This is a genomic window from Halodurantibacterium daqingense (assembly GCF_042666235.1).
Taxonomy (GTDB): domain Bacteria; phylum Pseudomonadota; class Alphaproteobacteria; order Rhodobacterales; family Rhodobacteraceae; genus Halodurantibacterium; species Halodurantibacterium daqingensis.
In genome coordinates this window covers 1-25,100 of the sequence record NZ_JBHTFQ010000019.1, presented here as the reverse complement: position 1 = coordinate 25,100, position 25,100 = coordinate 1, and the positions used below count along the sequence as shown (strand labels likewise).

The window sequence follows — 25,100 nt, the reverse complement described above, 5'->3', positions numbered from 1 at the left end:
AAACTTTATTGCAGTCCAAGCCTTCCGGGCGAGACGACAGCGGCGACGTCAAGCCGACGTCAAGCCCCCTGAGCAATGGTCCAAAATCTCGCTTACGTCTGGCACCGCTTCAAGACCGGGTTGGAGGAGGAAGGGCTGATCGCCCCGGGCCTCACTCTGAAGGGTCTGCGCCACACCGTGGCGACGACGCTGCGCGAGGCGGGGCTGGATGAACGGCGCATCGCGGACCTGCTGGGGCAGAAAACGCCGTCGATGGCGCGGCACTATTCGCGGTCGGCGAACCTTGCCGACAAGAACCGCGAGACGATGGCGACGCTGGAAAAAGAGAACGCAAGGCGGGCGAAGATTGTCAAACCGTCCGCCGAAAAGCGTCAAACCCAATCCGAGTAAGGACCAGACATGACCACAATACCCAACCATTTCAGCTTGATAAATGGTGCCCGGGGGCGGAATCGAACCACCGACACGAGGATTTTCAATCCACTGCTCTACCCCTGAGCTACCCGGGCATCGGAGAGCGTTTCCGCTCTGGGTTGGGGTGTATTAATCGGGCCTGACGAGGCTGTCCAGAGGGTCTGACGTTTTTTTTCGGCCCTCAGCTCAGTGCCTTGACGATCCCTCGTCCCGCGCCTCATCCAGCGTTTCGGGCTCCGCTTCCGCGTCGCCCGGGACTACGTAACTGCCGCTCATCCAGCGGCCGAGATCAACATCGGCGCAGCGGCGCGAACAGAAGGGCCGATAAGTCGGCACCGTCTCTCGGCCACAGATCGGGCAGGTCATGCGAGGGCCTCGGACAAAGGCTGGCGGTCGCGCTTGCGCTGCAGTTCGAAGTTGCCAAGCGGGCTCCAGCCGGCAAGGGTCGTTTCCACCGTGTCGGCACGGAAGGCCGCACGCAGGGTCTGTTCGAGGATGTGCCGGTCCTTCTTCGGGCAGGGCGCGAAATCGACCACCACCTGCCCCCCCAATCCCCGAAGCCGCAGTTGCCGCGGCAGATCCCGCGCGGCGGCAAGATTGGCCTTCAGCCCTGCCGCAGGCGAGGTATCGTTCCCGGTGTTGACGTCAACCGCGATCAGCGCGCGCGTCGGCTCGATGATCATGCTGCCGCCGCCCTGCAGACGCACTTCGGGCACAAGCAGCGCGTCGATCAATTCCAGGACGCCGTGGCGGGCAAAGGCATCAGGATCCTCCACCCAGTCGTCGGGAGCAGGATGGCTCCAGTCGCGCCAGGCAAGCTCGTGCGGGCCGGGACCATCGACAAGAAGCTCCGGCGGACCTTCGCGATCACCCAGGACCGCCACCGCGAGATCACGCATCGCGGCGATGTCCTCCCGGATTTCGTCAGATTCGGCGCCGTCGGCCGCCGTCCGCAGGATCAACCCCAGCGTCTCGGGGGCTGCGGCCATCTCGGCCTCGGCCAGCGCGCGCAGACGGGCCTGCTCGTCGGGATCCCTTACGGAACGCGAAATGTTCAACCCCGGAGCATCCGGGGTGACGATGGCATAGCGCCTTTTGAACAGCAGGCGCGTTGCGACCGGAATGGCCTTGTCGCCCTCGGCATGGCCAGTGACCTGCACGAGGATGCTCTGCCCTGGGCGCAGGCCCGACGTTTGACGCAAGAAGCCGCGCTCACCCCCCGGCAGGCGCAGGAACACTCCGCCCTGTCCCTTCATCTGCCGGTCCACAAGCGCCCGACAGATCGCCCCCGGCGCCATCCCTTCCGACCGGGCTATCGCGATTTCTTCCAGCACGCCGTCCACGACCAGCGCTGCTGCCTCGCGCTCTTGCAGGGAGCCAAGCACGACACTGCGCCCCTTCATGCGCGATCTCCGGGAAGGCTGAAGCCTGCGCTGCGCAGAAGCGAGGCGGTTTCCGCCAGAGGCAGCCCCACGACGCCGGTAAAGGATCCCTCGATCCACGGAATGAAGGCCGCTGCGAGCCCCTGGATCCCGTAGCCGCCCGCCTTTCCCCGCCATTCGTTACTGGCAAGATAGCCATTGAGTTCCGTATCCGACAGCCGCTTCATCCTCACGCTGCTCACCACCTCTCGCTCCCACAGACGGGGGCCGATACGCACCGCGACGGCGGTGATGACCCGGTGACGCCGGCCGGCAAGCGCAACAAGAAAGGCGGCCGCCTGTCCGGCATCCTCGGGCTTGCCCATGATCCGGCGCCCGAGCGCGACAGTGGTATCGGCGCAGAGCACAAGTTCGTCGGGGGCGGCCTGCACGGTCAGTGCCTTTTCGCGCGCCATGCGCGCGCAATAGGGGCGCGGCAGCTCACCCTTCCTCGGGGTTTCGTCGATGTCGGCGGGCCGGATCGCATCCGGCGTTATGCCGAGCTGCGCCAGAAGCTCTTTCCGGCGCGGGCTGGCAGACCCGAGAACAAGCTTCACGGGGTCACTTGAACCTGTAGTTGATCCGGCCCTTGGTCAGATCATAGGGGGTCATCTCGACCTGCACGCGGTCGCCTGCAAGAACACGAATGCGGTTCTTGCGCATCTTTCCTGCCGTATGAGCGATGATTTCATGGCCGTTTTCCAGCTCGACCCGAAACGTCGCATTGGGCAGGAGTTCCTTCACGACGCCTGGAAATTCGAGCAGTTCTTCCTTGGCCATGGTCACTCCGTCCTTGAACAGCCCGCCAAAGCTGCGGGCGCGCCACTAGATGCGCCCGAAAAGGCTTTTTTTCAAGGACAAACTGCGTTGTCACGCAGAAGTTTGACTTCGGGCCGTCGTTTTTCCTGTTCCGCCCAGTCGCGATGATTGAGAACGCCGCCCTCGGCCCGCACCTTTCGGACCGCTTCAAGGCTGATTTCGGCGCAGGCCCAACCGGGGACATTGAGGGCCGTTTCCACCACGATCCCCGTCGACGGCCAGCCGTGGTCGGGAGGGCAATAGATTGCCCCGCACCCTGTGTTCAGATCCACCGCAGGACACCATGCCGCCGAACCAACCGTCGCCGCATGGACGACAACGCATTGATTTTCCAGCGCGCGCGCCATCGAACCCACCCGCACGCGGGTAAAGCCGGCAAGCGTTTCGGTGCAGGACGGCACCAGCAGGACCTCGGCGCCGGCCTGGGCCAGCCTGCGGGCCAGCAGCGGAAATTCGCTGTCATAGCAGATCAACACGCCGATCCGCCCAAGCGTCGTCTCGAACAGAACCAGCCCGTCGCCGGCAACCACGTCCCATTCCTCCGACTCGAACCGGGTCATGATCTGCTTGTCCTGATGGCCGATGATGCCCTTCGGCCCGTAAAACGTTGCGCGGTTCACCGGCCGCGCGCCCTCGAAAACGGGGCCCGACGCACCGAGGATATGCACGCCGTGCCGCGCCGCCAACGCCAGATGCAGGGCGTCAACCGCCTCGCGGTGGCGTGCCACCTCGCGCAGGCTCGCCTCAAGATCCGCCGCAATCGCCTTGCCTCCCAGGGCAGCCAGTTCCATCGCGCCATATTCCGGAAAGACCAGAAGCTGCGCACCTTCGCCCACCGCCTGTTCGACCCAGGTGGTCAGCTTGGACGCATAGCTGTCCCAATTGTCCAGAAAATCCAGCGGATAAGCGGCTGCGGCAATCTTCATCCTGTCCTCACAATTCGCGCAGCCAGAACTGCAGCTGCTTGCGGCTTTCCTGCGTCTCGCCCAGATCCTTCCAGGAGAATTCGGCCAGAACCCCGTCAAGCGGAGCATAGCCCCGCGCCCGCCAGAAGCCGTCAAGCGCACGATATCCCTGCGGGCGCGCCGGGTGGTCGGCGGCGCGGATCACGCTGCAAAAGGCGCTGAAGCGATGCCCCGTGGCCCGGGCATGGGCTTCGCGGTGATCGAAAAAGGCGTGCCCCGCACCCTGCCCGCGATACTCCGGCAAGAGCACCGATTCCGCACAGTAGAAAATGTCCTGCAGATCAAAGGGCGTGCCGGCGAAGGCTGCGGCGAAATCCTCGGCATGGTCAGCCATCGGCGTGCCCGTCGCGGCGCCGACCAGCCTGTCGCCGGCAAAGGCGCCGACCAGCACCGCACGGGGACTGTCGCGATAAACCTCGAGATAACGGCGTTCATAGTCCGGATCGCCGTCATAGAGATAAGGCCAGTCCCGGAACACCGTGATTCGAAGCTGCGCGACCCCGTCCAGTGCATCGGCAAGGGCCGCGCCGCGCAGGGGTTCGACGTGCAGCGTCATGACACCTGCCGGATCCAGTCGGCCAGGTTGTAATAGGTGGTCACCCGCGCGATCTTGCCGTCCCGCAAGGTAAAGAAGCTGCCGGCCGGCAAGACATAGGTCTGGCCCTTTGCCTCGGGCAGGCCGGGATCGGTCTGAAGGTAGGTGCCATGCACGATGAATTCGGCCGCCGCCCGGTCGCCTTCGGCAAGGATCACGATGTCACGCAATTCTTCGCGGTAGCTTACGCCCATATGGGAACAGAATTCGGCAAAGCGCTCCCTGCCACGCCGCACCTCGCCCTGATTGACGTGATGCTCCACATCATCCGTGACGAGGGCCAGCATCCCGTCGGCATCGCCGGCGTTGAAGGCGGCAAAATACTGCCCGACGATATCCTTGCTCATGGGTTTTCTCCTCCTGTTGTGGGCGGGCCGAAGCGTTCCAGCATCCGCGCCACGATCTGATCGCGCGTCTGACGATAGGCTGCAAGCTTGGCTTCGCGTGTCTCGCCAATCCCCGTCGGATCGAGAATCGGCCAGTATTCGACATCAAGATGGAAAAAGCGCGTAAGTTCAAGCGCCTGCCGCTGGCTGGCCGGCGACAGGGCCACGACCAGATCAAATCCCGACAGATCATCGCCCCAGTCCTTCATCTCGTCGAAGCTGCGGACGCGGTGGCGATCAAGCTCCACCCCCAACTCACGGCTGACCGCAACGGCGAAGCCGTCCACGTCCAGATCGTTCTTCACGCCGGCCGACTGCACATAGGCGCGCTGGCCGTAGAACTTCTTCATCAGGCCCTCGGCCATTGGAGAGCGGACAGCATTGTGATCGCAGCAGAACAGCACCGACGAGGGGAAGCGGCCCGCCACGCCTAGCCCCAGTGCAGGACGCAGATCAGCGTGAACAATCGGCGGGCAGTGTCGATATCGACCTCGGCCTTGCCTTCGAGCCGCTCCTGAAGGACGCGCGCACCTTCGTTGTGGATGCCGCGCCGCGCCATGTCGATCGCCTCGATCTGGCTGGGCGGCAGCCGCTTCACTGCCTCGAAATAGCTTTCGCAGATCTGGAAGTAGTCCTTGACCACCTGCCGGAAGGGGCCAAGGCTCAGGTGGAACTCGGCCACCTTGCGCAGATCTTCGGTGGCGATGTCGAACACCAGCCGTCCCTCACGGACCGAAAGGTTGAGGCGGTAGGGCCCGTCAGGCGCTACGCGGCCATCGCGAACCGGCAGGGCAAAGCTGTTATCCTCCAGCAGATCGAATATGGCGACACGTCGTTCCTGCTCGATTTCGGGGCTGGGGGTGACAAGGCCGGTTTCGTCGATCTGGATGTGGCAGATGCGCTGGTTCATCGCCTAGCCCTCGTTCAGCCGGTCAAGCCGCGCGCGAACCGAAAGGCCGTGTGCCTCCAGGCTTTCCGAGATCGCGAGGCGCTCGGCGGCAGGGCCGATCGCCCGCAGCGCTTCCGGAGTCATGCTGGCAAGTGTGGTCCGCTTGAGAAAATCCATCACGCTGAGTCCCGACGAGAACCGCGCCGACCGGGCGGTCGGCAGCACATGGTTCGGCCCACCCACATAATCGCCGATCGCCTCGGGCGTCCAGGCGCCGATGAAGATCGCGCCGGCATGGCGGATCCGCAGCGCAAGGGCCTCGGCTTCGGCAACGCACAGCTCCAGATGCTCAGGGGCGATCCGGTCGCTGAGTGTCACGGCCTCGTCAAGGTCGCGCACCTGGATGATCGCGCCAAAGTCGCGCCAGCTTGCCGCAGCGATGTCGCGACGTTCAAGCGTCAGAAGCCGTCGCTCGACCGCGTCGGCGACGGCCCGGCCAAAGGCCGCGTCATCGGTAATCAGGATCGATTGCGCACTTTGATCGTGTTCGGCCTGTGACAGAAGATCCAGCGCGATCCAGTCGGGATCGTTGTCGCGATCGGCGATGACCAGTATCTCGGAGGGGCCCGCGATCATGTCGATGCCCACCTTGCCGAAGACCCGCCGTTTGGCCGCCGCGACATAGGCGTTGCCGGGGCCGGTGATCTTGTCGACGGGCGCGATGGTTTCGGTGCCATAGGCCATCGCCGCAACCGCCTGCGCGCCCCCGATCCGATAGATGCGGTCCACTCCCGCAAGCCGCGCTGCCAGAAGGACCAGCGGATTTGCCACACCGCCCGGGGTCGGCGCGCAGATGACCAGATGCTCTACCCCCGCGACCCGCGCGGGAATCGCGTTCATGAGCACCGAGGACGGATAAGAGGCAAGGCCGCCCGGCACATAAAGCCCGGCCGCCGACACCGCCGTCCAGCGCCAACCCAGCGAGGCACCGGTCGCATCGGTCCAGCGGGCGTCCTCGGGCAGTTGCCGGCTGTGATAGGCGCGGATGCGCTCTGCCGCCAGTTCAAGCGCGGCACGATCCTCGGCCAGGACCTGCTCACAGGCTGCGTCGATCTCTGCCGCGCTGAAAGCCAGGGTTTCCGGCGTAAGATCAAGCCCGTCATAGCGGGAGGTCAGTTCGATCACGGCAGCATCGCCCCGCGCCCGCACATCGGCGATGATGCCGGCGACTGTTGCATCGACATCCGGCGCATCTTCGCGCTTGGCCGCAAGAAGCGCGCGGAACGCCGCCTCGAAACCGGGCTCTGCAGTGTCAAGGAACTGGGGCATGTTCAGTCATTCTCCGGATGGGCAGGCGCGCGGCGGGACGGCGCGAGGTAAGGCCGTGTCACATCCCGCAGCGTGAGGTCCAGACATTCCACATCCAGTGCAATCGCGCCGTCGCCCGCAAGCGTCAGCAGGATCCGCCCGGTTCCGTCGGGACCTGGCTCGAACCCGACCGAAAGCAGCGACAGCACCGTGTCGCGGTCGGCCGGATCCACGCCCTGCGTTGCAACCCGCAGCACGTCATCGACGCAAAGAACCGCCTGCACACGCTCGTAGGCCCGGCCGCGCTGCTCGGCCGCGGCGCGATCCTCCCAGCGGAACCGATTGAGCAGGATCGCGAAGCGCCGGCGCGATTTCTGCCAGGTCATTTCGGTGACCGGAAAGACAGCGTCCTGAACCAGCGCCGAAAGCACGGGCAGATCCTCGGGATCCAACGCCTTGAGATTCAGAGGGCGTTCGCGCCCGTCTTCGAAAGCAGCATCGCTCATTCGCCCCTGACCCGTTCTATGGTTGCGCCACAGGCGCGCAACTTTTCCTCGACCCGCTCATAGCCACGATCCAGATGATATACGCGGTTGACCAGCGTTTCACCCTCTGCCGCAAGGGCTGCAAGGATAAGCGAGACACTTGCCCGCAGATCCGTCGCCATCACTGGCGCGCCGCGCAAACGCTCCACCCCGGTAACCTTGGCGGTTCCGCCGTGCACGTCAATACGCGCCCCCATGCGCATCAGTTCCGGCGCGTGCATGAAGCGGTTTTCAAAGATCCGCTCTTCCAGAACGCTTTCCCCTTCGGCTGTACACAGAAGCGCCATCATCTGCGCCTGCAGATCGGTGGGGAAGCCCGGGAACGGCTCGGTCACCACGCTCACCGCATTCACGCGGCCGTTGCGGCGGCTGACCTTGAGTCCGCGCTCGGTCTCGGTGACAGAAATCCCCGCCTCATCAAGCTTCTCGGCGAAGGCCGCAACCAGATCCAGCCGGCCACCCAGGCATTCCACCTCGCCGCCGGTGATCGCGGGGGCAAGCATGTAGGTGCCAAGTTCGATCCGGTCAGTTACCACCGGATGCGTCGCACCACCCAGGGCATCGACACCTTCGATGGTGATGGTGGAGCTGCCCTCGCCTTCGATCTGGGCGCCCATCCGGCGCAAACACCGCGCCAGATCGGCGATCTCGGGCTCGCGTGCCGCGTTGCGCAGAACGGTGGTGCCCCTGGCCAGCGTGGCCGCCATCAGTGCGTTTTCCGTTGCCCCGACCGAAACGAACGGGAAGTCGATCACCGCCCCCTTCAGCCGCCCGCCCACCCGGGCATGGACATATCCATCGCGCAGATCAAGCTCGGCCCCCATCGCCTCGAGCGCCCGCAGATGCAGGTCCACGGGCCGAGCGCCGATCGCGCAGCCCCCCGGCAGAGACACAACCGCATGGCCATCGCGTGCCAGCATCGGCCCCAGCACCAGGATCGACGCCCGCATCTTTCGCACGATGTCGTAATCGGCACGGTGGCTTGTCAGATCATGGCTGGACAGCGACAGCACCTGCCCGCCCTGAAGCGAGGCAACCTCGGCGCCCAGCGACTGCAACAGCGCCGTCATGGTCCGGATATCCGACAGGCGCGGCGCATTGGTCAGGGTCAGCGGCGCATCGGTCAGCAGCGTCGCCGGCATCAGCGTGAGACAGGCGTTCTTGGCCCCCGCAATGGGAATCGCCCCACTCAGCGTCGCTCCCCCGGTGACAAGTATAGAATCCATTCTGCCGCCTCGCTATTCTTGTTCTGTTTCGCCGTCTTCGTCTGCCTGATCGCGCAACCGGGCCTGGGCCTTGCGCCGGGCGATGTTTGCCTTCAACGCGGCCTTGAGCCGTTCCTCGCGGCTCTCGCGGCCCGTCCGGGCCGGCTCATGTCTCCCAGGCAGCTTGTCCATGCGCCCTCTCTAACGCAGGAGCAAAAAAGGGTCCAGATTGTGCTTGCACCCGCGAAAGATTGCGTCTATCTCCCCGCCACGAACGGCGCTGCGGTAGCTCAGTGGTAGAGCACACCCTTGGTAAGGGTGAGGTCGAGAGTTCAATCCTCTCTCGCAGCACCATATTTTCTCCTATGTGTTCAAGATCTTATCGAAGCTCGGAGGGTTGAAGTCCCTTCGGTGGTATACAGAGGTGGCTTGCACAGCCCCCGGACTCCCCACCCCGGGCAAGCACCCCAGGACCGGCGTTTACGACCCGACAGAGTAACGGGAGACAGGCCGGAGGCGGCCGCACACCGACGTGTACCCCACTCGCCAAGGCCATCAACCGGGTGTTCGCGGAAGCAGATGCTGTGCGCCCATCGCCCGATGATGAATGCCCGTGGCGGTGCCGTCTTGCCTATTCCAGATCAAGGGTCCGAAGCCCTGACGATGCAAGGCGAGGCAGCGCGCCGGAATCACGAACAACCGAAGGACGATGAGGATCGCCGCCGCCGTGCGCGATCAGGGGCAGACCCGGTGATGTGCTTTCCTCGGAGACGCCCTGCCTGTCCGGACAGCGCTTATTCCGCGGCCGCTTCGCGAAGCTGTTCCTGTTCGGCCGGGCGCACCTGACGGGCACGGGCGGCGATGACAGCCGACAGGATCTCGCTCATCTGCGCCTGCGAAACGGGCTTTTCAAGAATGGCATCGGCCCCGGCCCGCTCCAGACGCCGGCTGTCTTCACCCACCATCGCCGCCGTTAGCCCGATGATCGGAACGTTGACCCTGCGGCGGCGCAATTCGGCGATCATTTCGTCGCCGCCCAGTTCCGGCATGAACAGGTCGGTTATGATGACGTCGGGCCTCTCTGCCGCGGCCCGGAGCAGGCCCTCGCTGCCGTTTCGTGCCCATGTCACCGACTTGAACATCTTGCCAAGTCTGAGGCAGGTGATTTCGCCGACCATCGGGTTATCCTCGACCAGCAAGACCCGCATGTTTCGAAAGTCGTGCGGGCCCGAGCGGGGCGGGGTCGGCGATGTTTCGTAGGGAAGCGCCAGCGGCAGGATCAGGCGGAAGGTCGCGCCGCGGAGGGTCTCCAGAAACTCCAGCCGGCCGCCGAGGCTCTCGGCTGCGCTCTTGACCACGAAGAGTCCCAGGCCGGTGCCGTCGGCAGCGCTGCGACTGCCGCGGACAGTGCGGCTGAAGGGCTGGAACAGCGTCGGAACCTCTTCGGCCGGGATGCCGCAGCCATTGTCGCTGACCGTCCAGACTCCGGAAAGGCCCTCTTCCCCCTCCAGTCTTTCGCTGTAGCTGATCACGATGCGGTCACAGCCGGAATGAATGATGGCATTCTTGACGAGGTTCGACAGTGCCTGATTGAGCCGCACCTTGTCGGTCACCCTTTGCGCAGCCGCCTCGGCCGGCATCTGCAGCGTGATCTCGATCCCCCGCGGGTCGGCCATCAGGGCGAAGGTGTTGCGGACGGTCTCGGCCAGCATCTGCGGTGAGAAGGTCTCCCAGCGGATCGGCAGGTTTTCCTCCGGGCGAACGGCCTGGCGCATGTCCGCAAGGATCGACAGCAACTGCTCGGTAACGCTGCGCAGGCGCGGTGCAGCCTCGGGCCAGGGCGTGCCGCTGTCCACCTCGTCGATCAGCATCGACATGATCGCAGCCGGTGTCCGCAGTTCGTGCGAGATGATGGAGAACATCTGTGTCTGGCGGCCCTGGCGGTCCGACAACTCGGCAAGCACACGGCGCAGTTCGCATTCCCGGCGCATGTCCGTTGTCGTGTCCAGCAACAGCCCGTAGGCATAGGTTCGCCCACCAGCGACGACCTCGTACCAGACGAACAGCTTGATGAAGGCATAGTCCCCCGGGGCGCCCAGCGGATCACGCTGAAAACGCAGGGTCAACGACCTGGGCTCGGGGCCCGCCACGCGCATCACCTCGGTCAGTTGGCGCAGATCGCCCGGATGCAGGCGGCGGCGCAGGGCGCCCAGCGGGCAGGCGGACACCGCCACCCCCAGAAGCTTGCGCCCCGTCGGGTCCAGCTGAATCTGCCCCTGGGCCACATCCACGACGAACAGTCCGATCTGCGCGAAATCCTGGATCCGGAACAGCCTGCTCATTGTTTCGCGTTGCATGAGAATGCGCTGGCGCGACCGGAAACGCAGCACAAGGACCATGAGCAGCAGGGCAAGCGCGATGACCGAGTATATTTCAAGGATTGCACCCTGGGCATTTGCCGGCGGCGACAGATCGACCATAGCCCCGGTGAGTCCGGCGTAAAGCGGGATGCCGATCGCGCTGGCAAGGATGCTTGCCTTGACCGGGAACAACAGGCTGATGCAGATTGCCGCGACTGTGACATCAAGCGCGGGATGCAGGGAAACGCCGGCAAGGCTCAGCACGGCAAGCAGCAGAAAAACCGGCAAGAGACGCGCGGCGCAGACCAGGTCGCGCCGCACCGGCGGATCCAGAAAGATGAACAGGACCACGCCGCAGGCCAACGCACCGCGATAGCCCCGCATCATCGCCGCCGCCGCATGCTCCGAAAGGCCCAGCACGTCGCCGAAGGCTCCGGGCGGGGAAGGATCGACCATTGCGGTCACGAACCAGAGAGCCAGCGGCGGTGCAAAGGCGGCATAGGCCGCAGTGACTGTGATCGCCATGGCAACCTCGGCGCTGCGGCGGCCCGCGGATTCCATCAGGCGCCATAGCACGAACCGTCCCGCAAGTCCCGCCAGCGTACCGATGGCCAGGTTCAGCACATAGCCCGCCGCAATCAGCTGCGCCGCATTGTCGGGCAGATAGCCTGGCACCAGCGCGGCCTGCACCAAAAGCGATACGCCAAAGGCCAGCGTGAAAAGGACGACCGCAAGCCAAAGCTGGCATCCGGGAAAAACAGCCAGGCCGATGACGACCGCAATGACAGCGGCATGCACCGCAAGGTCGATCGCAAGCGGGTTTCCGCCCCGCAACGCGGTCGGAGTCGTCAGGGCAAGGCTCCACAAGACCAGCGCGACCGAGATCACGACGATCACGCGCAGCGGTTCAGCTTCGAACCGCGCCGCGAGAAGCGCAACCCGTGGCACGGTGATCGAACTGAAGAACATGCCGCGATTGCGCAGTTCGTCGCCGGTGCCCGCCAGAGCGGGCGCCGCAAGTCTCCTATGATCCCCGTCCACGCGCAGCGCTCCATCTTCTCGTCGGGGAACATCTAGCTCCTTTTGCATATACGCGGCCAATGCGCAAAAGGATGCTGGCGGATACGATAGTTAGGACCCATCCGAATGACGGCAGGCCGGGACGGGGATGGGGCATGCACGGCGGCTGCCGCTCAGGCAGCCGCCGTGGTGCTTGCCGCCCCGGGGACATAGTTCAGGATCGGTGCAAGCCAGCGCTCGGTCTCCGCCACCGTCATTCTCTTGCGCGCCGCGTAATCGACGACCTGATCACGCTCGACCTTGGCCACGCCGAAGTAATAGCTGTCGGGATGTCCGATATAGAGCCCCGAGACGGACGATCCGGGCCACATTGCCATGCTTTCGGTCAGCGTCACCCCTGTCGTTGCCCCGGCATCGAGAAGGCTGAACAGCGTGGACTTTTCGGTATGATCGGGCTGCGCCGGATATCCGGGGGCCGGTCTGATCCCGCGGTAGGGCTCGCCGATCAGCTCGGCGGGGCTGAAGCTCTCGTCGGGGCTATAGGGCCAAAGCTCGCGCCGGACGCGCTGATGCAGCATTTCGGCCATCGCTTCGGCAAAGCGGTCCGCAAGCGCCTTGACCATGATCGCACCATAGTTGTCGTTGGCGCCATCGAAACGCGCGGCAATCTCGGCTTCTTCCGGGCCGGCGGTCACAACGAAAGCCCCTACATAATCGGGAACACTGCCCTCAGGGGCAACGAAATCCGACAGGGCAAGGTTGGGCCGGCCGTTGCGCTTGGCCGTCTGCTGGCGCAGCGTGTGCAGCGTGGCCAGCGGTTCCCTGCGCGCGTCATCGGCATAAAGACGGATGTCGTCGCCCACGGCGTTCGCCGGCCAGAAGCCCACCACGGCACGCGGGTTGAACCAGCGTTCGGCAATGATGCGATCCAGCATCTCGCGGGCATCGGCAAACAGCGCGCGGGCGGCCTCGCCCTGATGAGCATCTTCAAGAATGCGGGGATAGACGCCCTTCATCTCCCAGGTCTGGAAGAAGGGAGTCCAGTCGATGAACCGGGCGATTTCGGCCAGATCCCAGGGCTCGATCACCCGGGCGCCGGTGAAGACGGGCGCGGGCACGTCGTAACTGCCCCAGTCCAGCTTCAGCCCATTGGCCCGCGCCGCCGCCAGTGGCAGACGGGCCTTGGCCGCCTCGTTCCGGTGATGGCGTTCGGCGACATCGTCGTATTCGCTGCGGATGCCTTCGACATAGGCCGCACGCTGCGCCGGGTTCAGAAGCTGGCTGACCACACCGACCGCACGGCTTGCATCGGTCACATAGACGGCCGGGCCACGATTATAGCGCGGCGCGATCTTCACGGCCGTATGCACCTTCGAGGTGGTCGCGCCCCCGATCAGCAGCGGGATGTCAAAGCCTTCGCGCTCCATCTCGGAGGCCAGATGCACCATTTCGTCAAGCGACGGGGTGATGAGCCCTGAAAGGCCGATCGCATCCACCTTCTGTTCACGGGCGACCTGCAGGATCTTCTGCGGGGGCACCATCACGCCCAGGTCGATGATGTCGTAATTGTTGCAAGCCAGAACCACGCCGACGATGTTCTTGCCGATGTCATGCACGTCGCCCTTCACCGTGGCCATCAGGATCTTGCCGGCCGCCTCGCGGCCCTTGCCACCGGTGGCGGCCTTTTCCGCCTCCATATGCGGCAGCAGCACCGCCACCGCCTGCTTCATCACGCGGGCCGATTTCACCACCTGCGGCAGAAACATCTTGCCGGCGCCGAACAGATCGCCCACCACGTTCATCCCCGCCATCAACGGCCCCTCGATCACGTCCAGCGGACGCGCGGCGGCAAGTCGGGCCTGTTCGGTATCGGCCTCGATGAACTCGGTAATGCCGTTGACCAGCGCATGTTCAAGCCGCTTTTCCACCGGCCAGTCGCGCCAGGCGAGATCGCGGATCTTTTCTTCGCGCGCGCCGCCACGGAAACGTTCGGCAAGCTCGAGCAGCCGTTCGGTCGCGGTTCCGCCGGCCCTGGGCGTGCGGTTCAGGACCACATCTTGGCATGCCTCGCGCAGATCGGGGTCAATCTGGTCATAGACCGCAAGCTGGCCCGCGTTGACAATCCCCATGTCCATGCCGGCCTGAATCGCGTGATACAGAAAGACCGCGTGCATCGCCTCGCGCACCGGCTCGTTGCCACGGAAGCTGAACGACAGGTTCGACACCCCGCCCGAGACATGGGCGTGGGGCAGGTTCCGACGGATCCAGCGCGTCGCCTCGATGAAATCGACACCATAGTTGTCGTGCTCCTCGATCCCGGTCGCCACGGCAAAGATGTTGGGGTCGAAGATGATATCCTCTGGCGGGAACCCCAGTTCCTCCACCAGGATGCGGTAGGCGCGGGCGCAGATCTCGGTCTTGCGCGCGAATGTATCGGCCTGGCCCTGTTCGTCAAAGGCCATGACCACCACGGCCGCCCCATAGGCCAGGCACAGGCTCGCGTGATGGCGGAACTGCTCTTCGCCCTCTTTCAGGCTGATCGAGTTGACGACCGGCTTGCCCTGCACGCATTGCAGCCCTGCCTCGATCACCTCCCATTTGGAACTGTCGATCATCACCGGCACCCGGGCGATATCGGGCTCCGAGGCGATGAGGTTGAGGAATTCAACCATCGCCGCGCGGCTGTCGATCAGGCCCTCGTCCATGTTGATGTCGATGATCTGGGCGCCGTTTTCCACCTGATCGCGCGCAACATCCAGCGCCGCGGCATAATCGCGGTTGGTGATCAGCTTGCGGAACCGGGCCGAGCCGGTCACGTTCGTCCGCTCGCCGATATTGACGAAGGGAATGTCGGGCGTCAGCACGAAGGGCTCCAGCCCCGACAGTCGCAGATAGCGGCTCATTGGCGCACCTCCCGCGGGGGTTGGCCCGCAACAGCATCGGCGATGGCGCGGATATGCTCGGGCGTCGTGCCGCAACAACCGCCCACCACATTCACCAGCCCGTCCCGCGCGAAATCGACCACCTGGGCTGCGGTTTCATCAGGCGTTTCATCATAAAGGCCAAAGGCGTTGGGCAGCCCGGCATTGGGGTAGGCGCAGGTGAAGGTGTCCGCCACAGCGGCGATTTCGGCCATATGCGGGCGCATCGCAGCGGCGCCCAGCGCGCAGTTCAGCCCGATGGTGAACGGCCGCGCGTGGCGAACCGAATGCCAGAACGCCGTCGGTGTCTGCCCCGAAAGCGTCCGCCCCGATGCATCGGTGATGGTGCCCGAGATCATCACCGGCAGGCGCTGGCCATGCTCGGCGAAGGCCTCGAAACAGGCAAAGATCGCGGCCTTGGCATTGAGCGTGTCGAAGATCGTCTCGATCAGGATCAGATCGGCACCGCCGGCGATCAGGCCGCGGATCTGCTGGCCATAGGCGATCCGAAGCTCGTCGAAGCTGACGGCGCGATAACCGGGGTCGTTCACATCCGGGCTCATCGAGGCGGTGCGGTTCGTTGGCCCCACGGCGCCGGCCACGAACCGCGGCCGACCGTCGGTTGCGGTGGCACGGTCCATGGCGCGCCGCGCGATGCGGGCGCCTTCCGCGTTCAGGTCGTGAACCGCGTTTTCCAGCCCATAGTCGGCCTGCGCGATGGTGGTCGAGGAGAAGGTGTTCGTCTCGACGATGTCGGCGCCTGCAAGGGCATAGGCAAGATGGATGTCCTCGATGGCCTGCGGTTGAGTGAGGATCAGCAGGTCATTGTTGCCCTTTTGCGGATGATCGGAATGGTGCGCACAGGCACAGCCCGAACCCTTGCCCACAAAGTCCTCCTCGCTTAGACCCAGGCCCTGGATCTGCGTTCCCATCGCCCCGTCCAGGATGAGAATCCGCTCGCGGGCCAGTGTAGTCAGCTGCGCGAAAGTCCGGGACGGTGGAAGGATCAGTCCGTGCATGTCAGCAATCCCAAAGAAGACCCCATCCCATAACGCAGATCGCCCCCCAGGAGAAATTCATAATCCGACGGAAGAACATGAGCAGTTTTCATAATGCGGCCTTCGCCTCCGGGCAGAGCGCCGCCATTGGGATTGCCGCTCAAGCGAAGGCGATCGTCACGATGCGCTGAAGCCGCCGCAGATCCGGCTCGCTCGCGGGCTATGCATGCACAGGCGTCGGATCGTTATCTGGCTGTTGCGGACGCGGCTTGCCCTGCTTCGGGATGGTGCCGGAAAGATCAAGGACGACATCGAGAATAAGCACGCCGCTGCAGCCAGGATCACCAACAGCCGTGCCGAATTGGCTGCAGCCTTTGACGCGCTGGAATCATCACGGTATGGCAGGTCGATGAATGGCCGAGTTCCATGACGATCATCCACGACTCTCGGGAACTGGTAAGGCGCTACCGACGACTTGCCGCCTGACAGGCCCGGGGATGACGCAAGGGCGATCGCAAACCGGTCGAGAACCGCGACCCTTCCGGAGGCAGCCGCAGGGCTGGCCGTCTCATGGCTGTGGATCACGGGGGACGGCAACCATTGAAACGAGCGAGCGCACGAACTCGCAAGGGCGACGGCAGAGGCCAAGAGCATTTGCCTCTTTTCACGGCGCCAGCTCGCGTTGCCTGAGCGACGCCGACGGTTCCGCATGCGAGTTCTCGCGGGGGCGCCATGGCGTGGCTTGAAGGTACGCGCGGGAAGGAGAGCCAGGGAAGGCCGAGCAGTGTCGCCATCGTGCCTCGTGCTGCGGCTTACCTGGTGAAGCCAGTTGGACTGCAGAAAGGCATGGCCAGACCTGCGGGACGTCACGGCACCCCGTCAGGCGTCCAGAGCGGGCGTATTCGAAAGCCAGGCAAAACCAGGAGCGGACATGGTTCGACACCCGCTCGTCAGCCTGGTCAGCAAACCGAAGTCATTGTTTTCAGAAAGCTGCTGAGGTTGGTGGAGTCGAGGGGGATCGAACCCCTGACCTCGTCATTGCGAACGACGCGCTCTCCCAACTGAGCTACGACCCCAACTGCGCGATTTCTGCCCCGGCCGGATTTTGTTGTCAAGACAGCTGAAGGGGCTGTGGGACCGGCACTTCGCAGGGACCGGGCGCACCGCAAGGCGCGCCCGGCAAGTGCTATTCGGCCGCTTCTGCGTAATCCTCGAGCGGCGGGCAGGTGCAGATCAGATTGCGATCCCCATGCACATTGTCCACACGCCCGACGGGCGGCCAGTACTTGTCCACCCGGAACGATGCCGGGGGGAAACAACCCTGTTCGCGGCTATAGGGGCGGTCCCACTCGGCGATCAGATCGGCGACCGTATGCGGGGCATGCTTCAGCGGGTTGTTCGTGGCGTCGATCTCGCCCTTCTCGACCGCTGCGATCTCGTCCCGGATGGCAAGCATGGCGGTCACGAAACGGTCCAGCTCGGCGCGCGTCTCGGACTCGGTCGGCTCGACCATCAGCGTTCCGGCAACGGGCCAGCTCATCGTGGGGGCATGAAAGCCGTTGTCGATCAGGCGCTTGGCAATATCGTCCACAGTGATACCGGCCGCCGCGAAGGGGCGCGTGTCCAGGATGCACTCATGCGCCACCCGACCTCTGGTGCCGCGAAACAGCACCTCATAGGCCCCTTCCAAGCGCCGTGCGATGTAGTTCGCGTTCAGAATCGCAACCTTGGTGGCCTGCGTCAGCCCCGCCCCACCCATCATCAGGCAATAGGCCCAGGAGATCAGCAGGATCGAGGCCGACCCCCACGGCGCGCCACTTACCGGGCCCTCGCCGCCGCCGGTTTCGGGGTGGCCAGGCAGATGGGGCGCGAGATGCGCCTTGACGCCGATCGGCCCCATGCCGGGCCCGCCGCCGCCATGCGGAATGGCAAAGGTCTTGTGCAGGTTGAGATGGCTGACATCCGCCCCGATTTCCCCGGGCTTGGAAAGGCCGACCATCGCATTCATGTTGGCGCCGTCGAGATAGACCTGGCCGCCATGCGCATGGGTGATGGCGCAGACCTCGCTCACCGTCTCCTCGAACACACCATGTGTCGAAGGATAGGTAATCATGCAGGCCGCCAGCCGATTGCCCGCGGCCTCGGCCTTGGCGCGGAAATCGTCAAGGTCGATATCGCCGTTGTCGGCCGACTTGACCACCACAACCTGCATTCCGCACATCTGCGCGCTGGCCGGATTGGTGCCGTGTGCCGAAACGGGGATCAGGCAGATATCGCGATGCCCCTCGCCCCGCGCGCGATGATAGGCCTGGATGGTCAGAAGGCCGGCATACTCCCCCTGCGCCCCCGAATTCGGCTGCATCGAAAAGGCGTCATAGCCGGTGATCTCGCACAGCTTTTCCGAAAGGTCGCGCAGCACTTCCGCATAGCCCTGCGCCTGATCGGCAGGAACGAAAGGGTGCAGCGAGGCGAATTCGGGCCAGGTGATCGGCATCATCTCGGCCGCGGCGTTCAGCTTCATCGTACAAGAGCCCAGCGGGATCATCGCGCGATCCAGCGCAAGGTCGCGGTCCGAAAGGCGACGCATGTAGCGCATCATCTCGGATTCGGCGCGGTTCATGTGGAAAACCGGATGCGTCAGGTAATCGCTGGCGCGCACCAGGCTTTCGGGAAAGCCCAGCGCGGTTTCCGCCGGGGCAGGATCCGAAATGCCGAAGGCCGACAGAACGCGGGCGATGACATCCGCATCGGTGGTTTCATCCAGCGAGATACCGACCCGGTCACGTCCGACCTTGCGCAGGTTGATGCCGCGCTGTTCGGCAGCGGCGAGGATGCCCGCTTGCCCCACGCCCACGCGCACGGTGATCGTGTCGAAGAACGCGCCGGGCGCGACCTCGGCCCCTGCGGATTTCAGCGCCTCGGCCAGACGGACCGTGTTGAAATGCACCTTTTCCGCAATGGCCCGCAGCCCCTTCGGCCCATGGAACACGGCGTAGAATGACGCCATGACCGCCAGAAGCGCCTGCGCGGTGCAGACGTTCGACGTGGCCTTTTCGCGGCGGATATGCTGTTCGCGCGTCTGCAGCGCCAGCCGATAGGCGCGTTCGCCGCGCGCGTCGATCGAAACGCCAACGATCCGGCCCGGCATGGCGCGTTTCATGTCATCGCGGCAGGACATGAAGGCGGCATGCGGTCCGCCATAGCCCAAGGGCACGCCAAAACGCTGGCTGGAGCCCACGGCGATATCGGCGCCCATGGCACCGGGTTCCTTGATCATCGTCAGCGCCAGAAGATCGGTCGCTACCACGGCCACGGCCTTCGCCGCATGCAACGCGGCGATTTCATCGGTGAAATCGCGCAGATGCCCGAAAGTGCCCGGATACTGGAAGATCGCGCCAAACACCTTGTCGGCCTCAAGCGCTTCGGGGGCGCCAAGGAGGATCTCGATGCCCAGTGGTGCCGCCCGGGTCTGCATCACGGCGATGTTCTGCGGGTGGCAGTTCTCATCCACGAAGAAGGCCCGGGCCTTCGACTTCGCCACACGCTGCGCCATGACCATCGCCTCGGCACAGGCGGTCGCCTCGTCCAGAAGCGAGGCATTGGCCACCGGAAGGCCGGTCAGATCCGACACCATCGTCTGATAGTTCAGCAGCGCCTCAAGCCGGCCCTGCGCGATTTCGGGCTGATAGGGCGTATAGGCCGTGTACCATGCCGGGTTTTCCAGAATGTTGCGCTGGATCGCCGGCGGTGTGACGGTGCCGTAATAGCCCTGCCCGATCAGGCTGGTCATCACCCGGTTCTTCCCCGCCACCGCACGCATCCGCGCCAGCAGCTCGTGTTCGGCCAGCGGCGCCCAGTCAAGCGGCCGCGCCTGGCGGATCGTGTCCGGGACGGTCTGGGCGATCAGCGCATCAAGGCTTTCGACGCCCAGAACCTCCAGCATGCCCGCCATCTCGGCCGGTGAGGGGCCGATGTGGCGGCGGTTGGCGAAATCATAGGCGTCATAGGCGACGGGGGTATAGGGCATGATTGTCCTCAGCCGATATAGTCGTTGTATTCGTCCTCGGTCATGAAGTCGTCGAGCACGCTGAGATCGTCGAGCTTCATCTTGAAGAACCAGGCATCACCGGTCGGGTCTTCGTTGATCAGCGCCGGGTTGTCGGTCAGCGCCTCGTTGACCTCGACGATCTCGCCGTCACAGGGCGCCAGAATGTCCGACGCCGCCTTGACGCTTTCGATCACCACCACTTCGTCGCCCTTGGCGACGACGGTTTCGACCTCGGGCAATTCCACGAAGACGACATCGCCCAGCTGGGTCGAGGCATGTTCGGTGATCCCGACGACGACCAGATCGCCTTCGACGCGCAGCCATTCATGTTCTTCGGTGTATTTCATCTGATCCTCGTCAGCGTTTGTAGGTTGAAGGACGGAAAGGAAGGATGGTGACGGTGGCAGGCAAGCGCTTGCCGCGCACCTCGCCCCAGAGTGTCGTGCCCGGCGTGGCCGCGTCAATCGGGACATAGCCCATCGACATCGGTCGTTCGATGCTGGGGCCGAAGGCGCCCGAGGTTACCTGGCCCACCGGCGCGCCCCCTTCGGCGGTGGCAAAAAGCGCCGTGCCCTCGCGCATCGGGGCGCGCCCCTCCGGCAGCAGGCCCACGCGGCGGCGGAGAGGCGCCGCGGACAGTTCCGCAAGGATGCGTTCGGCGCCCGGAAAACCTCCGGCCCGCGCACCATCCGTCCGGCGCACCTTCTGGATCGCCCAGCCCAGCGCGGCCTCGGCCGGGGTGGTGGTTTCATTGATATCGTGCCCGTAAAGGCACAGTCCCGCCTCGAGCCGCAGGCTGTCGCGCGCACCAAGGCCGATCGGCGCCACCGCGGGATCCTTCAGCAAGGCACGGGCAAAAGGCACGGCAGCCTCGCCGGGCATCGAGATTTCGTATCCGTCTTCGCCGGTATAGCCCGAACGGGAGATCCAGAGCCCCTCGCCCAGAACCGCGACATCCATGAAGCCCAGCGCTGCCACGCCCGGAACCAGTGCCTCGAGCACCCGTTCAGCCGCCGGCCCCTGGAGCGCAAGCAGGGCGCGGTCGGTCACCTCCTCCACCGCGCAGGTATCGGACAGATGTGCGCGCAGATGCGCAAGATCAGCGTCCTTGCGGGCCGCGTTGACCACAAGGAAAAGATGGTCACCCCGGTTGGCGATCATCAGATCGTCAAGGATGCCCCCCTCGGCCGAGGTGAAGAACCCGTAGCGCTGGCGCCCTTCGGCCAGCCCCAGAAGATCGACAGGCACAATCGTCTCAAGCGCCCGCGCAGCATCGGCCACATCGCCCGAGCGTGGCCGAAGAATGACCTGCCCCATATGGCTGACATCGAAAAGGCCTGCCGCTGCGCGCGTGTGCAGATGCTCCTTCAGAACGCCGGCGGCATATTGCACCGGCATCTCATAGCCTGCGAAGGGCACCATCTTGGCGCCCAACGTGTGATGGAGATCATATAGCACCGTGCGTTTCAGGTCGGCCATGCCGCCCTCCCCTTCTGTCGCCGGTCTTCTGAACACGGCATCGCATTGGCAGGCAACGCCTGCGGTTCCGATGCCCCCTCTGTCCCTTCGCCTGAGATCGTTATCCCTTCGGCGGACGCCCTTCGCGCCTCTCTCCAGAGTCCTTCTGCCAGAACGGTCCCTTGCGCCTGAGAGTTTACCGGGGCGGTTGCTCCTTCGGCACCGGGTCTGAAACCCGGCTTCTCCCGAACTGACACAAGCTCGATAGCGCAGGTCGCGCCCATGTGACAAGAGCCTTGATGCCCACCTCGCCCCGATCCCACCGCTGCCGCCTTGCGCCCGGCTGTCTCTACGTCAAGCCGCGCGCTGCCCGAGATCGGCCGGCGGCCGATGAACCAAATACGCTATCGGGCGTTGGGCGTGCAGGTCTTATTCAAGGAGTGCCCGATGCGCATTTTGCCCAGCCTTGCCCTGAGCGCCCTGATCCTCGCGCCGATCGCGGCTCAGGCCCAGTCCCGCCCGCCCGAAGATGCGCGCCCGCTGTCGGAAATCCTCGCCATCGTCGAGGAGCGCGAAGGCGTCGTCAGCTTTACCGACATCGACTGGGACAGGGACGGTTACTGGGAGGTCGAGTTCTTCACCGAAACCGGCAAGGTCGAGATGAACATCGACCCCATTACCGGCGAGCCAAGAATGGACGACTGACGGGCCTCAGCCCGACGCGCCCTCTTTCGCCCGCACCACCTGCAACAGCGGCATCAGATCGCCCATGTCGGGCCCATGCGCCTGCCCGGTAAGGGCCTTGCGCAGCGGCATGAACAGCCCCTTGCCCTTGCGGCCCGTCGCTTCCTTGACGGCGGCTGTCCATTGCGACCAGGTGTCGGCACCGAACGGCAGCGGCGGCAACAGCGCCAGTGCCTGAGCCACAAATTCGGCATCCTCGGGATCAATCACCGGTTCCGCTCCGTCACGGCACAGCGCCCACCATGCCTCCAGGTCGTTCAGGACGGTGATGTTGTCGCGTGCGACGCGCCAGAAATCCTCGGCCTTTTCGGCAGGAACGCCCAGCGCCGCGATCCGCGCCTTCACGTCGTCAAAGCCTAGCCCCTGCACGTACTTCGCCGTCAGCGGGAACAGGTCCTCGGCGTCGAACCGGGTGGGTGCGGCGCCGAACTGCGACAGATCGAATCCTGCCGCGATTTCGTCCAGCGACAGCCGCAGTTCGACCGGCTGCGATGAACCCAGCCGCGCCATCAGTGACAGAAGGGCTGCAGGCTCCACCCCCCGTTCGCGCAGATCGCGCAGCGCAAGGGTGCCAAGACGCTTGGACAGCGCCTCGCCCTGCGGGCCGGTCAGAAGGCTGTGATGGGCAAAGGCCGGCGGCGTCGCGCCCAGCGCCTCGATGATCTGGATCTGCGTGGCGGTGTTGGTCACATGGTCCGATCCGCGCACGATATGGGTAACACCCATGTCCACGTCATCCACGACCGAGGCGAGCGTGTAAAGCACCTGGCCATCCGCCCGGATCAGAACCGGGTCCGAGACGCTGGCGGCGTCGATCGAGATGTCGCCCAGGATGCCGTCCTGCCATTCGATCCGTTCCTGGTTCAGCAGAAACCGCCAGTAGCCGGGGGTCTCGGCGCGCTTTTCGGCCTTCTGTTCATCCGTCAGGTTCAGCGCGGCCCGGTCATAGACGGGCGGCTTGCCCATGTTCAGCTGCTTCTTGCGCTTCAGGTCCAGTTCGACCGGGCTCTCGAAGCACTCGTAGAACCGCCCCATCTGCCGCAGCCGCTCTGCCTCGGCGGCATAACGGTCCAGCCGGTCCGACTGGCGTTCCAGCCGATCCCAGGTCAGACCCAGCCATTCCAGATCCCGCTGGATACCATCGGCATATTCGGGCTTGGAGCGTTCCGCATCCGTGTCGTCCAGCCGCAGGATGAACTGGCCCCCGGTCTTGCGCGCGATAAGGTAGTTGAACAGCGCCGTGCGCAGGTTGCCGACATGCAGCCAACCGGTGGGCGAAGGGGCGAAGCGGGTCGTTGTCATGGGTACACTCCTGTTCCCGCCCCTCTTTCACAACCGGGGCATTTTGTCCATATGATCACCAGGCAAGGAGACAGGCATGACCAACAGCTGGAGCGGCATCACCCCGCCATCCCTCGACGACATCGCGGAACTGGCACAGGAGGCGATCGACCGTCTGCCGCCGCAGTATATCACGGCAGCGCGTGCCGTGCTGCTGCGGGTCGAGGACTTTCCCGCCGACGAGATGCTGGACGAACTTGATCTGCACGACCCGTTCGAGCTGACCGGCCTTTACGAGGGCGTGCCCATGACCGAAAAGTCGGTGATGGACCAGCCGCACGGGCCCGACACGATCTGGCTGTTCCGGCGTCCGATCCTCGACGAATGGCACCAGCGCGAAAACGTACTGCTGGGCGATCTGGTCGCGCATGTCTTCGTGCACGAGCTTGCGCATCACTTCGGCTGGAGCGACGCCGAGATCGCCCGCATCGATCAGTGGTGGGCACCGCATCCCAGCGACAGCTGATGCCCGCATCTGGACAGGGTCGGGCGCCGGGCTACCGTTGCACCTGCATCGCCAGCAGCAGGGGATTGTCATGGCACGCTTACCCTTCCAGCATCTTTCGCGGCGGCAGGCACTTCTGGCCGGCACAGCCCTTCCGTTTGCCGCGAGCGCCTTTCCTTCTTCCGCAATTGCCGAGGCCGACATGATGGGGCACAGCTTTACCCGACACCACAGGTTCCCTCTTGGCGCATTCGAAGTGACCGCGCTTCTCGCCGGCACCCAGACGCGGCCCGATCCGCACAGCATCTTCGGCCTCAACGTGTCCGAGGAAGAGTTCGCACGCGTCGCCGAGGCGCATTTCATCCCGACCGACCGCGCACAGTTCTTCTTCACGCCCGTCGTGGTCAATACCGGCACGGAACTTGTGCTGTTCGATACCGGCACCGATGCCGAGGGCATCACCACTGCGCTGCAAGACGCCGGCCATGCACCCGACCAGATCGACGTGGTCGTCCTGACGCATATGCACGGCGATCATATCGGCGGCCTGATGCGCGACGGCGTGCGGACTTTCGCCAACGCGCGGTACGTGACCGGACGGGTCGAGCATGAGCATTGGGCCGCAGCCGGGAACGAGGGTTTCAACGCCAACGTGCGTCCGCTGGGCGATGATATCCGCCTGATCGAAGGCGAGGACGAAGTCGCACCCGGCATCACCGCAATCGAAGCGTTCGGCCATACACCTGGCCATCTGGCCTTCATGCTGGAAAGCGAGGGCGCTCGTCTGGCCCTGATCGCCGATACGGCGAACCATTTTGCCTGGTCGGTCGAGCACCCCGATTGGGAAGTGCGGTTCGACATGGACAAGATGGCCGCCGCCGAGACACGCCGGCGCATCTTCGGGATGCTGGCCCAAGAGCGGATCCCGTTCATCGGCTATCACATGCCCTTCCCCGCACTGGGCTATGTCGCAGCCGAAGGCGAGGGATTCCGATATGTGCCCGCCTCTTATCAGATGATGCTGGACGGGGCGTGAAAATACAGGCGGAGCCGGATGTTCCCGCCCGGGCCTGGTGACGCGGCCTGTTGGGTTCAGCCTCTGGCCGCGGCGTCAGATGCATCGTAAGCGGGGTTTTTCCCCCATTGGGTTTGGGCTTCCTCTGGCGGCACCCGGCGGGCACCTTGGTCGCATTTTCCATGATGGAGGAGTGCGATGGC

Annotated in this window: 24 protein-coding genes, 3 tRNA genes and 1 riboswitch; of the genes, 5 read left to right on the top strand and 22 right to left on the bottom strand. The window is 64.6% G+C overall.

Going from position 1 to position 25,100, the window contains the following annotated elements:
- Positions 1-75 precede the first annotated feature (75 nt).
- Positions 76-390, top strand: coding sequence for a tyrosine-type recombinase/integrase (locus ACFQXB_RS19645; protein ID WP_377406922.1), 315 nt, complete (start codon positions 76-78; stop codon positions 388-390).
- Positions 391-434: 44 nt separating this feature from the next.
- On the opposite strand, the gene ACFQXB_RS19640 is transcribed toward ACFQXB_RS19645, so the two are convergent.
- The 14 genes from ACFQXB_RS19640 to ACFQXB_RS19575 form a co-directional block, all read right to left on the bottom strand.
- Positions 435-509, bottom strand: a tRNA-Phe gene (locus ACFQXB_RS19640).
- A gap of 91 nt (positions 510-600) precedes the next feature.
- Positions 601-780, bottom strand: coding sequence for a DNA gyrase inhibitor YacG (locus ACFQXB_RS19635; protein WP_377406921.1), 180 nt, complete (start codon positions 778-780; stop codon positions 601-603).
- Positions 777-1,817 (bottom strand): ribonuclease E/G, encoded by a 1,041-nt coding sequence (locus ACFQXB_RS19630; protein ID WP_377406920.1) that lies wholly within the window; start codon positions 1,815-1,817, stop codon positions 777-779. Before ACFQXB_RS19630 ends, ACFQXB_RS19635 begins: the two co-directional genes overlap by 4 nt.
- Positions 1,814-2,392: a Maf family protein gene (locus tag ACFQXB_RS19625; RefSeq protein WP_377406919.1), complete on the bottom strand. Its 579-nt coding sequence runs from the start codon at positions 2,390-2,392 to the stop codon at positions 1,814-1,816. Before ACFQXB_RS19625 ends, ACFQXB_RS19630 begins: the two co-directional genes overlap by 4 nt.
- A gap of 4 nt (positions 2,393-2,396) precedes the next feature.
- Entirely contained in the window at positions 2,397-2,615 is a 219-nt protein-coding gene (gene infA, locus ACFQXB_RS19620; RefSeq protein ID WP_021097168.1) for a translation initiation factor IF-1, read from the bottom strand.
- 71 nt (positions 2,616-2,686) lie between these two features.
- Positions 2,687-3,580: a carbon-nitrogen hydrolase family protein gene (locus ACFQXB_RS19615; RefSeq protein WP_377406918.1), complete on the bottom strand. Its 894-nt coding sequence runs from the start codon at positions 3,578-3,580 to the stop codon at positions 2,687-2,689.
- Positions 3,581-3,587: 7 nt separating this feature from the next.
- On the bottom strand, positions 3,588-4,175 hold the full coding sequence (locus tag ACFQXB_RS19610; protein WP_377406917.1) for a GNAT family N-acetyltransferase: 588 nt from the start codon (positions 4,173-4,175) through the stop codon (positions 3,588-3,590).
- Positions 4,172-4,561: a ketosteroid isomerase-related protein gene (locus tag ACFQXB_RS19605; protein ID WP_377406916.1), complete on the bottom strand. Its 390-nt coding sequence runs from the start codon at positions 4,559-4,561 to the stop codon at positions 4,172-4,174. Before ACFQXB_RS19605 ends, ACFQXB_RS19610 begins: the two co-directional genes overlap by 4 nt.
- Positions 4,558-5,028, bottom strand: coding sequence for an arsenate-mycothiol transferase ArsC (locus ACFQXB_RS19600; RefSeq protein ID WP_377406915.1), 471 nt, complete (start codon positions 5,026-5,028; stop codon positions 4,558-4,560). The genes ACFQXB_RS19605 and ACFQXB_RS19600 overlap by 4 nt, the downstream gene beginning before the upstream one ends.
- Before the next feature lie 2 nt (positions 5,029-5,030).
- Entirely contained in the window at positions 5,031-5,510 is a 480-nt protein-coding gene (locus ACFQXB_RS19595; RefSeq protein ID WP_377406914.1) for a UPF0262 family protein, read from the bottom strand.
- 3 nt (positions 5,511-5,513) lie between these two features.
- Positions 5,514-6,818 carry a histidinol dehydrogenase gene (gene hisD, locus ACFQXB_RS19590; RefSeq protein ID WP_377406913.1) on the bottom strand — a complete coding sequence of 435 codons (1,305 nt, stop codon included), beginning with the start codon at positions 6,816-6,818 and terminating at the stop codon, positions 5,514-5,516.
- 2 nt (positions 6,819-6,820) lie between these two features.
- The gene (locus tag ACFQXB_RS19585) at positions 6,821-7,303 is read right to left on the bottom strand and encodes a DUF2948 family protein (protein WP_377406912.1); all 483 of its coding nucleotides are present in this window, start codon (positions 7,301-7,303) and stop codon (positions 6,821-6,823) included.
- Entirely contained in the window at positions 7,300-8,568 is a 1,269-nt protein-coding gene (gene murA / locus ACFQXB_RS19580) for a UDP-N-acetylglucosamine 1-carboxyvinyltransferase (RefSeq protein ID WP_377406911.1), read from the bottom strand. Before murA ends, ACFQXB_RS19585 begins: the two co-directional genes overlap by 4 nt.
- Before the next feature lie 12 nt (positions 8,569-8,580).
- On the bottom strand, positions 8,581-8,739 hold the full coding sequence (locus ACFQXB_RS19575) for a hypothetical protein (protein ID WP_377406910.1): 159 nt from the start codon (positions 8,737-8,739) through the stop codon (positions 8,581-8,583).
- Between the two features lie 87 nt (positions 8,740-8,826).
- Here ACFQXB_RS19575 and ACFQXB_RS19570 point away from each other — a divergent pair.
- Positions 8,827-8,901 (top strand) — tRNA-Thr (locus ACFQXB_RS19570).
- Between the two features lie 440 nt (positions 8,902-9,341).
- Here ACFQXB_RS19570 and ACFQXB_RS19565 read toward each other — a convergent pair.
- The 7 genes from ACFQXB_RS19565 to gcvT all read right to left on the bottom strand — a co-directional run bounded on the left by ACFQXB_RS19565 (position 9,342) and on the right by gcvT (position 21,373).
- Positions 9,342-11,948, bottom strand: a complete 2,607-nt coding sequence (locus ACFQXB_RS19565) for a hybrid sensor histidine kinase/response regulator (RefSeq protein WP_377406909.1) — start codon at positions 11,946-11,948, stop codon at positions 9,342-9,344.
- 152 nt (positions 11,949-12,100) lie between these two features.
- A complete protein-coding gene (metH, locus tag ACFQXB_RS19560; RefSeq protein WP_377406908.1) occupies positions 12,101-14,830 on the bottom strand; it encodes a methionine synthase in 2,730 nt (909 codons plus the stop codon).
- A complete protein-coding gene (locus ACFQXB_RS19555) occupies positions 14,827-15,867 on the bottom strand; it encodes a homocysteine S-methyltransferase family protein (RefSeq protein WP_377406907.1) in 1,041 nt (346 codons plus the stop codon). Before ACFQXB_RS19555 ends, metH begins: the two co-directional genes overlap by 4 nt.
- A 979-nt stretch (positions 15,868-16,846) precedes the next feature.
- A tRNA-Ala gene (locus tag ACFQXB_RS19550) sits at positions 16,847-16,922 on the bottom strand.
- 110 nt (positions 16,923-17,032) lie between these two features.
- Positions 17,033-19,873, bottom strand: coding sequence for an aminomethyl-transferring glycine dehydrogenase (gene gcvP / locus ACFQXB_RS19545; RefSeq protein WP_377406906.1), 2,841 nt, complete (start codon positions 19,871-19,873; stop codon positions 17,033-17,035).
- Between the two features lie 8 nt (positions 19,874-19,881).
- Positions 19,882-20,241 (bottom strand): glycine cleavage system protein GcvH, encoded by a 360-nt coding sequence (gene gcvH / locus ACFQXB_RS19540; RefSeq protein ID WP_377406905.1) that lies wholly within the window; start codon positions 20,239-20,241, stop codon positions 19,882-19,884.
- A 10-nt stretch (positions 20,242-20,251) separates the two neighbouring features.
- Positions 20,252-21,373, bottom strand: coding sequence for a glycine cleavage system aminomethyltransferase GcvT (gene gcvT, locus ACFQXB_RS19535; RefSeq protein ID WP_377406904.1), 1,122 nt, complete (start codon positions 21,371-21,373; stop codon positions 20,252-20,254).
- A 144-nt stretch (positions 21,374-21,517) separates the two neighbouring features.
- A riboswitch (glycine riboswitch) is annotated at positions 21,518-21,610 on the bottom strand.
- A gap of 189 nt (positions 21,611-21,799) precedes the next feature.
- On the opposite strand from gcvT, the gene ACFQXB_RS19530 reads away from it, so the two are divergent.
- Positions 21,800-22,057: a PepSY domain-containing protein gene (locus tag ACFQXB_RS19530; RefSeq protein ID WP_377406903.1), complete on the top strand. Its 258-nt coding sequence runs from the start codon at positions 21,800-21,802 to the stop codon at positions 22,055-22,057.
- A 6-nt stretch (positions 22,058-22,063) separates the two neighbouring features.
- On the opposite strand, the gene gltX is transcribed toward ACFQXB_RS19530, so the two are convergent.
- The gene (gene gltX, locus ACFQXB_RS19525) at positions 22,064-23,398 is read right to left on the bottom strand and encodes a glutamate--tRNA ligase (protein WP_377406902.1); all 1,335 of its coding nucleotides are present in this window, start codon (positions 23,396-23,398) and stop codon (positions 22,064-22,066) included.
- 76 nt (positions 23,399-23,474) lie between these two features.
- On the opposite strand from gltX, the gene ACFQXB_RS19520 reads away from it, so the two are divergent.
- Positions 23,475-23,903 carry a metallopeptidase family protein gene (locus tag ACFQXB_RS19520; RefSeq protein WP_377406901.1) on the top strand — a complete coding sequence of 143 codons (429 nt, stop codon included), beginning with the start codon at positions 23,475-23,477 and terminating at the stop codon, positions 23,901-23,903.
- A gap of 70 nt (positions 23,904-23,973) precedes the next feature.
- Positions 23,974-24,918, top strand: coding sequence for an MBL fold metallo-hydrolase (locus ACFQXB_RS19515; protein WP_377406900.1), 945 nt, complete (start codon positions 23,974-23,976; stop codon positions 24,916-24,918).
- Positions 24,919-25,100 lie beyond the last annotated feature (182 nt).

What these genes read in the sequence shown, in the direction of transcription:
- ACFQXB_RS19635 (WP_377406921.1), bottom strand. Translation starts at nt 780, where the DNA reads ATGACCTGCCCGATCTGTGGCCGAGAGACGGTGCCGACTTATCGGCCC.
- ACFQXB_RS19630 (WP_377406920.1), bottom strand. Translation starts at nt 1,817, where the DNA reads ATGAAGGGGCGCAGTGTCGTGCTTGGCTCCCTGCAAGAGCGCGAGGCA.
- ACFQXB_RS19515 (WP_377406900.1), top strand. Translation starts at nt 23,974, where the DNA reads ATGGCACGCTTACCCTTCCAGCATCTTTCGCGGCGGCAGGCACTTCTG.
- ACFQXB_RS19555 (WP_377406907.1), bottom strand. Translation starts at nt 15,867, where the DNA reads ATGCACGGACTGATCCTTCCACCGTCCCGGACTTTCGCGCAGCTGACT.
- ACFQXB_RS19595 (WP_377406914.1), bottom strand. Translation starts at nt 5,510, where the DNA reads ATGAACCAGCGCATCTGCCACATCCAGATCGACGAAACCGGCCTTGTC.
- metH (WP_377406908.1), bottom strand. Translation starts at nt 14,830, where the DNA reads ATGAGCCGCTATCTGCGACTGTCGGGGCTGGAGCCCTTCGTGCTGACG.
- ACFQXB_RS19610 (WP_377406917.1), bottom strand. Translation starts at nt 4,175, where the DNA reads ATGACGCTGCACGTCGAACCCCTGCGCGGCGCGGCCCTTGCCGATGCA.
- ACFQXB_RS19605 (WP_377406916.1), bottom strand. Translation starts at nt 4,561, where the DNA reads ATGAGCAAGGATATCGTCGGGCAGTATTTTGCCGCCTTCAACGCCGGC.
- gcvH (WP_377406905.1), bottom strand. Translation starts at nt 20,241, where the DNA reads ATGAAATACACCGAAGAACATGAATGGCTGCGCGTCGAAGGCGATCTG.
- ACFQXB_RS19575 (WP_377406910.1), bottom strand. Translation starts at nt 8,739, where the DNA reads ATGGACAAGCTGCCTGGGAGACATGAGCCGGCCCGGACGGGCCGCGAG.
- infA (WP_021097168.1), bottom strand. Translation starts at nt 2,615, where the DNA reads ATGGCCAAGGAAGAACTGCTCGAATTTCCAGGCGTCGTGAAGGAACTC.
- hisD (WP_377406913.1), bottom strand. Translation starts at nt 6,818, where the DNA reads ATGCCCCAGTTCCTTGACACTGCAGAGCCCGGTTTCGAGGCGGCGTTC.
- gltX (WP_377406902.1), bottom strand. Translation starts at nt 23,398, where the DNA reads ATGACAACGACCCGCTTCGCCCCTTCGCCCACCGGTTGGCTGCATGTC.
- gcvP (WP_377406906.1), bottom strand. Translation starts at nt 19,873, where the DNA reads ATGCCCTATACCCCCGTCGCCTATGACGCCTATGATTTCGCCAACCGC.
- murA (WP_377406911.1), bottom strand. Translation starts at nt 8,568, where the DNA reads ATGGATTCTATACTTGTCACCGGGGGAGCGACGCTGAGTGGGGCGATT.
- ACFQXB_RS19615 (WP_377406918.1), bottom strand. Translation starts at nt 3,580, where the DNA reads ATGAAGATTGCCGCAGCCGCTTATCCGCTGGATTTTCTGGACAATTGG.
- ACFQXB_RS19585 (WP_377406912.1), bottom strand. Translation starts at nt 7,303, where the DNA reads ATGAGCGATGCTGCTTTCGAAGACGGGCGCGAACGCCCTCTGAATCTC.
- ACFQXB_RS19645 (WP_377406922.1), top strand. Translation starts at nt 76, where the DNA reads ATGGTCCAAAATCTCGCTTACGTCTGGCACCGCTTCAAGACCGGGTTG.
- ACFQXB_RS19520 (WP_377406901.1), top strand. Translation starts at nt 23,475, where the DNA reads ATGACCAACAGCTGGAGCGGCATCACCCCGCCATCCCTCGACGACATC.
- gcvT (WP_377406904.1), bottom strand. Translation starts at nt 21,373, where the DNA reads ATGGCCGACCTGAAACGCACGGTGCTATATGATCTCCATCACACGTTG.
- ACFQXB_RS19530 (WP_377406903.1), top strand. Translation starts at nt 21,800, where the DNA reads ATGCGCATTTTGCCCAGCCTTGCCCTGAGCGCCCTGATCCTCGCGCCG.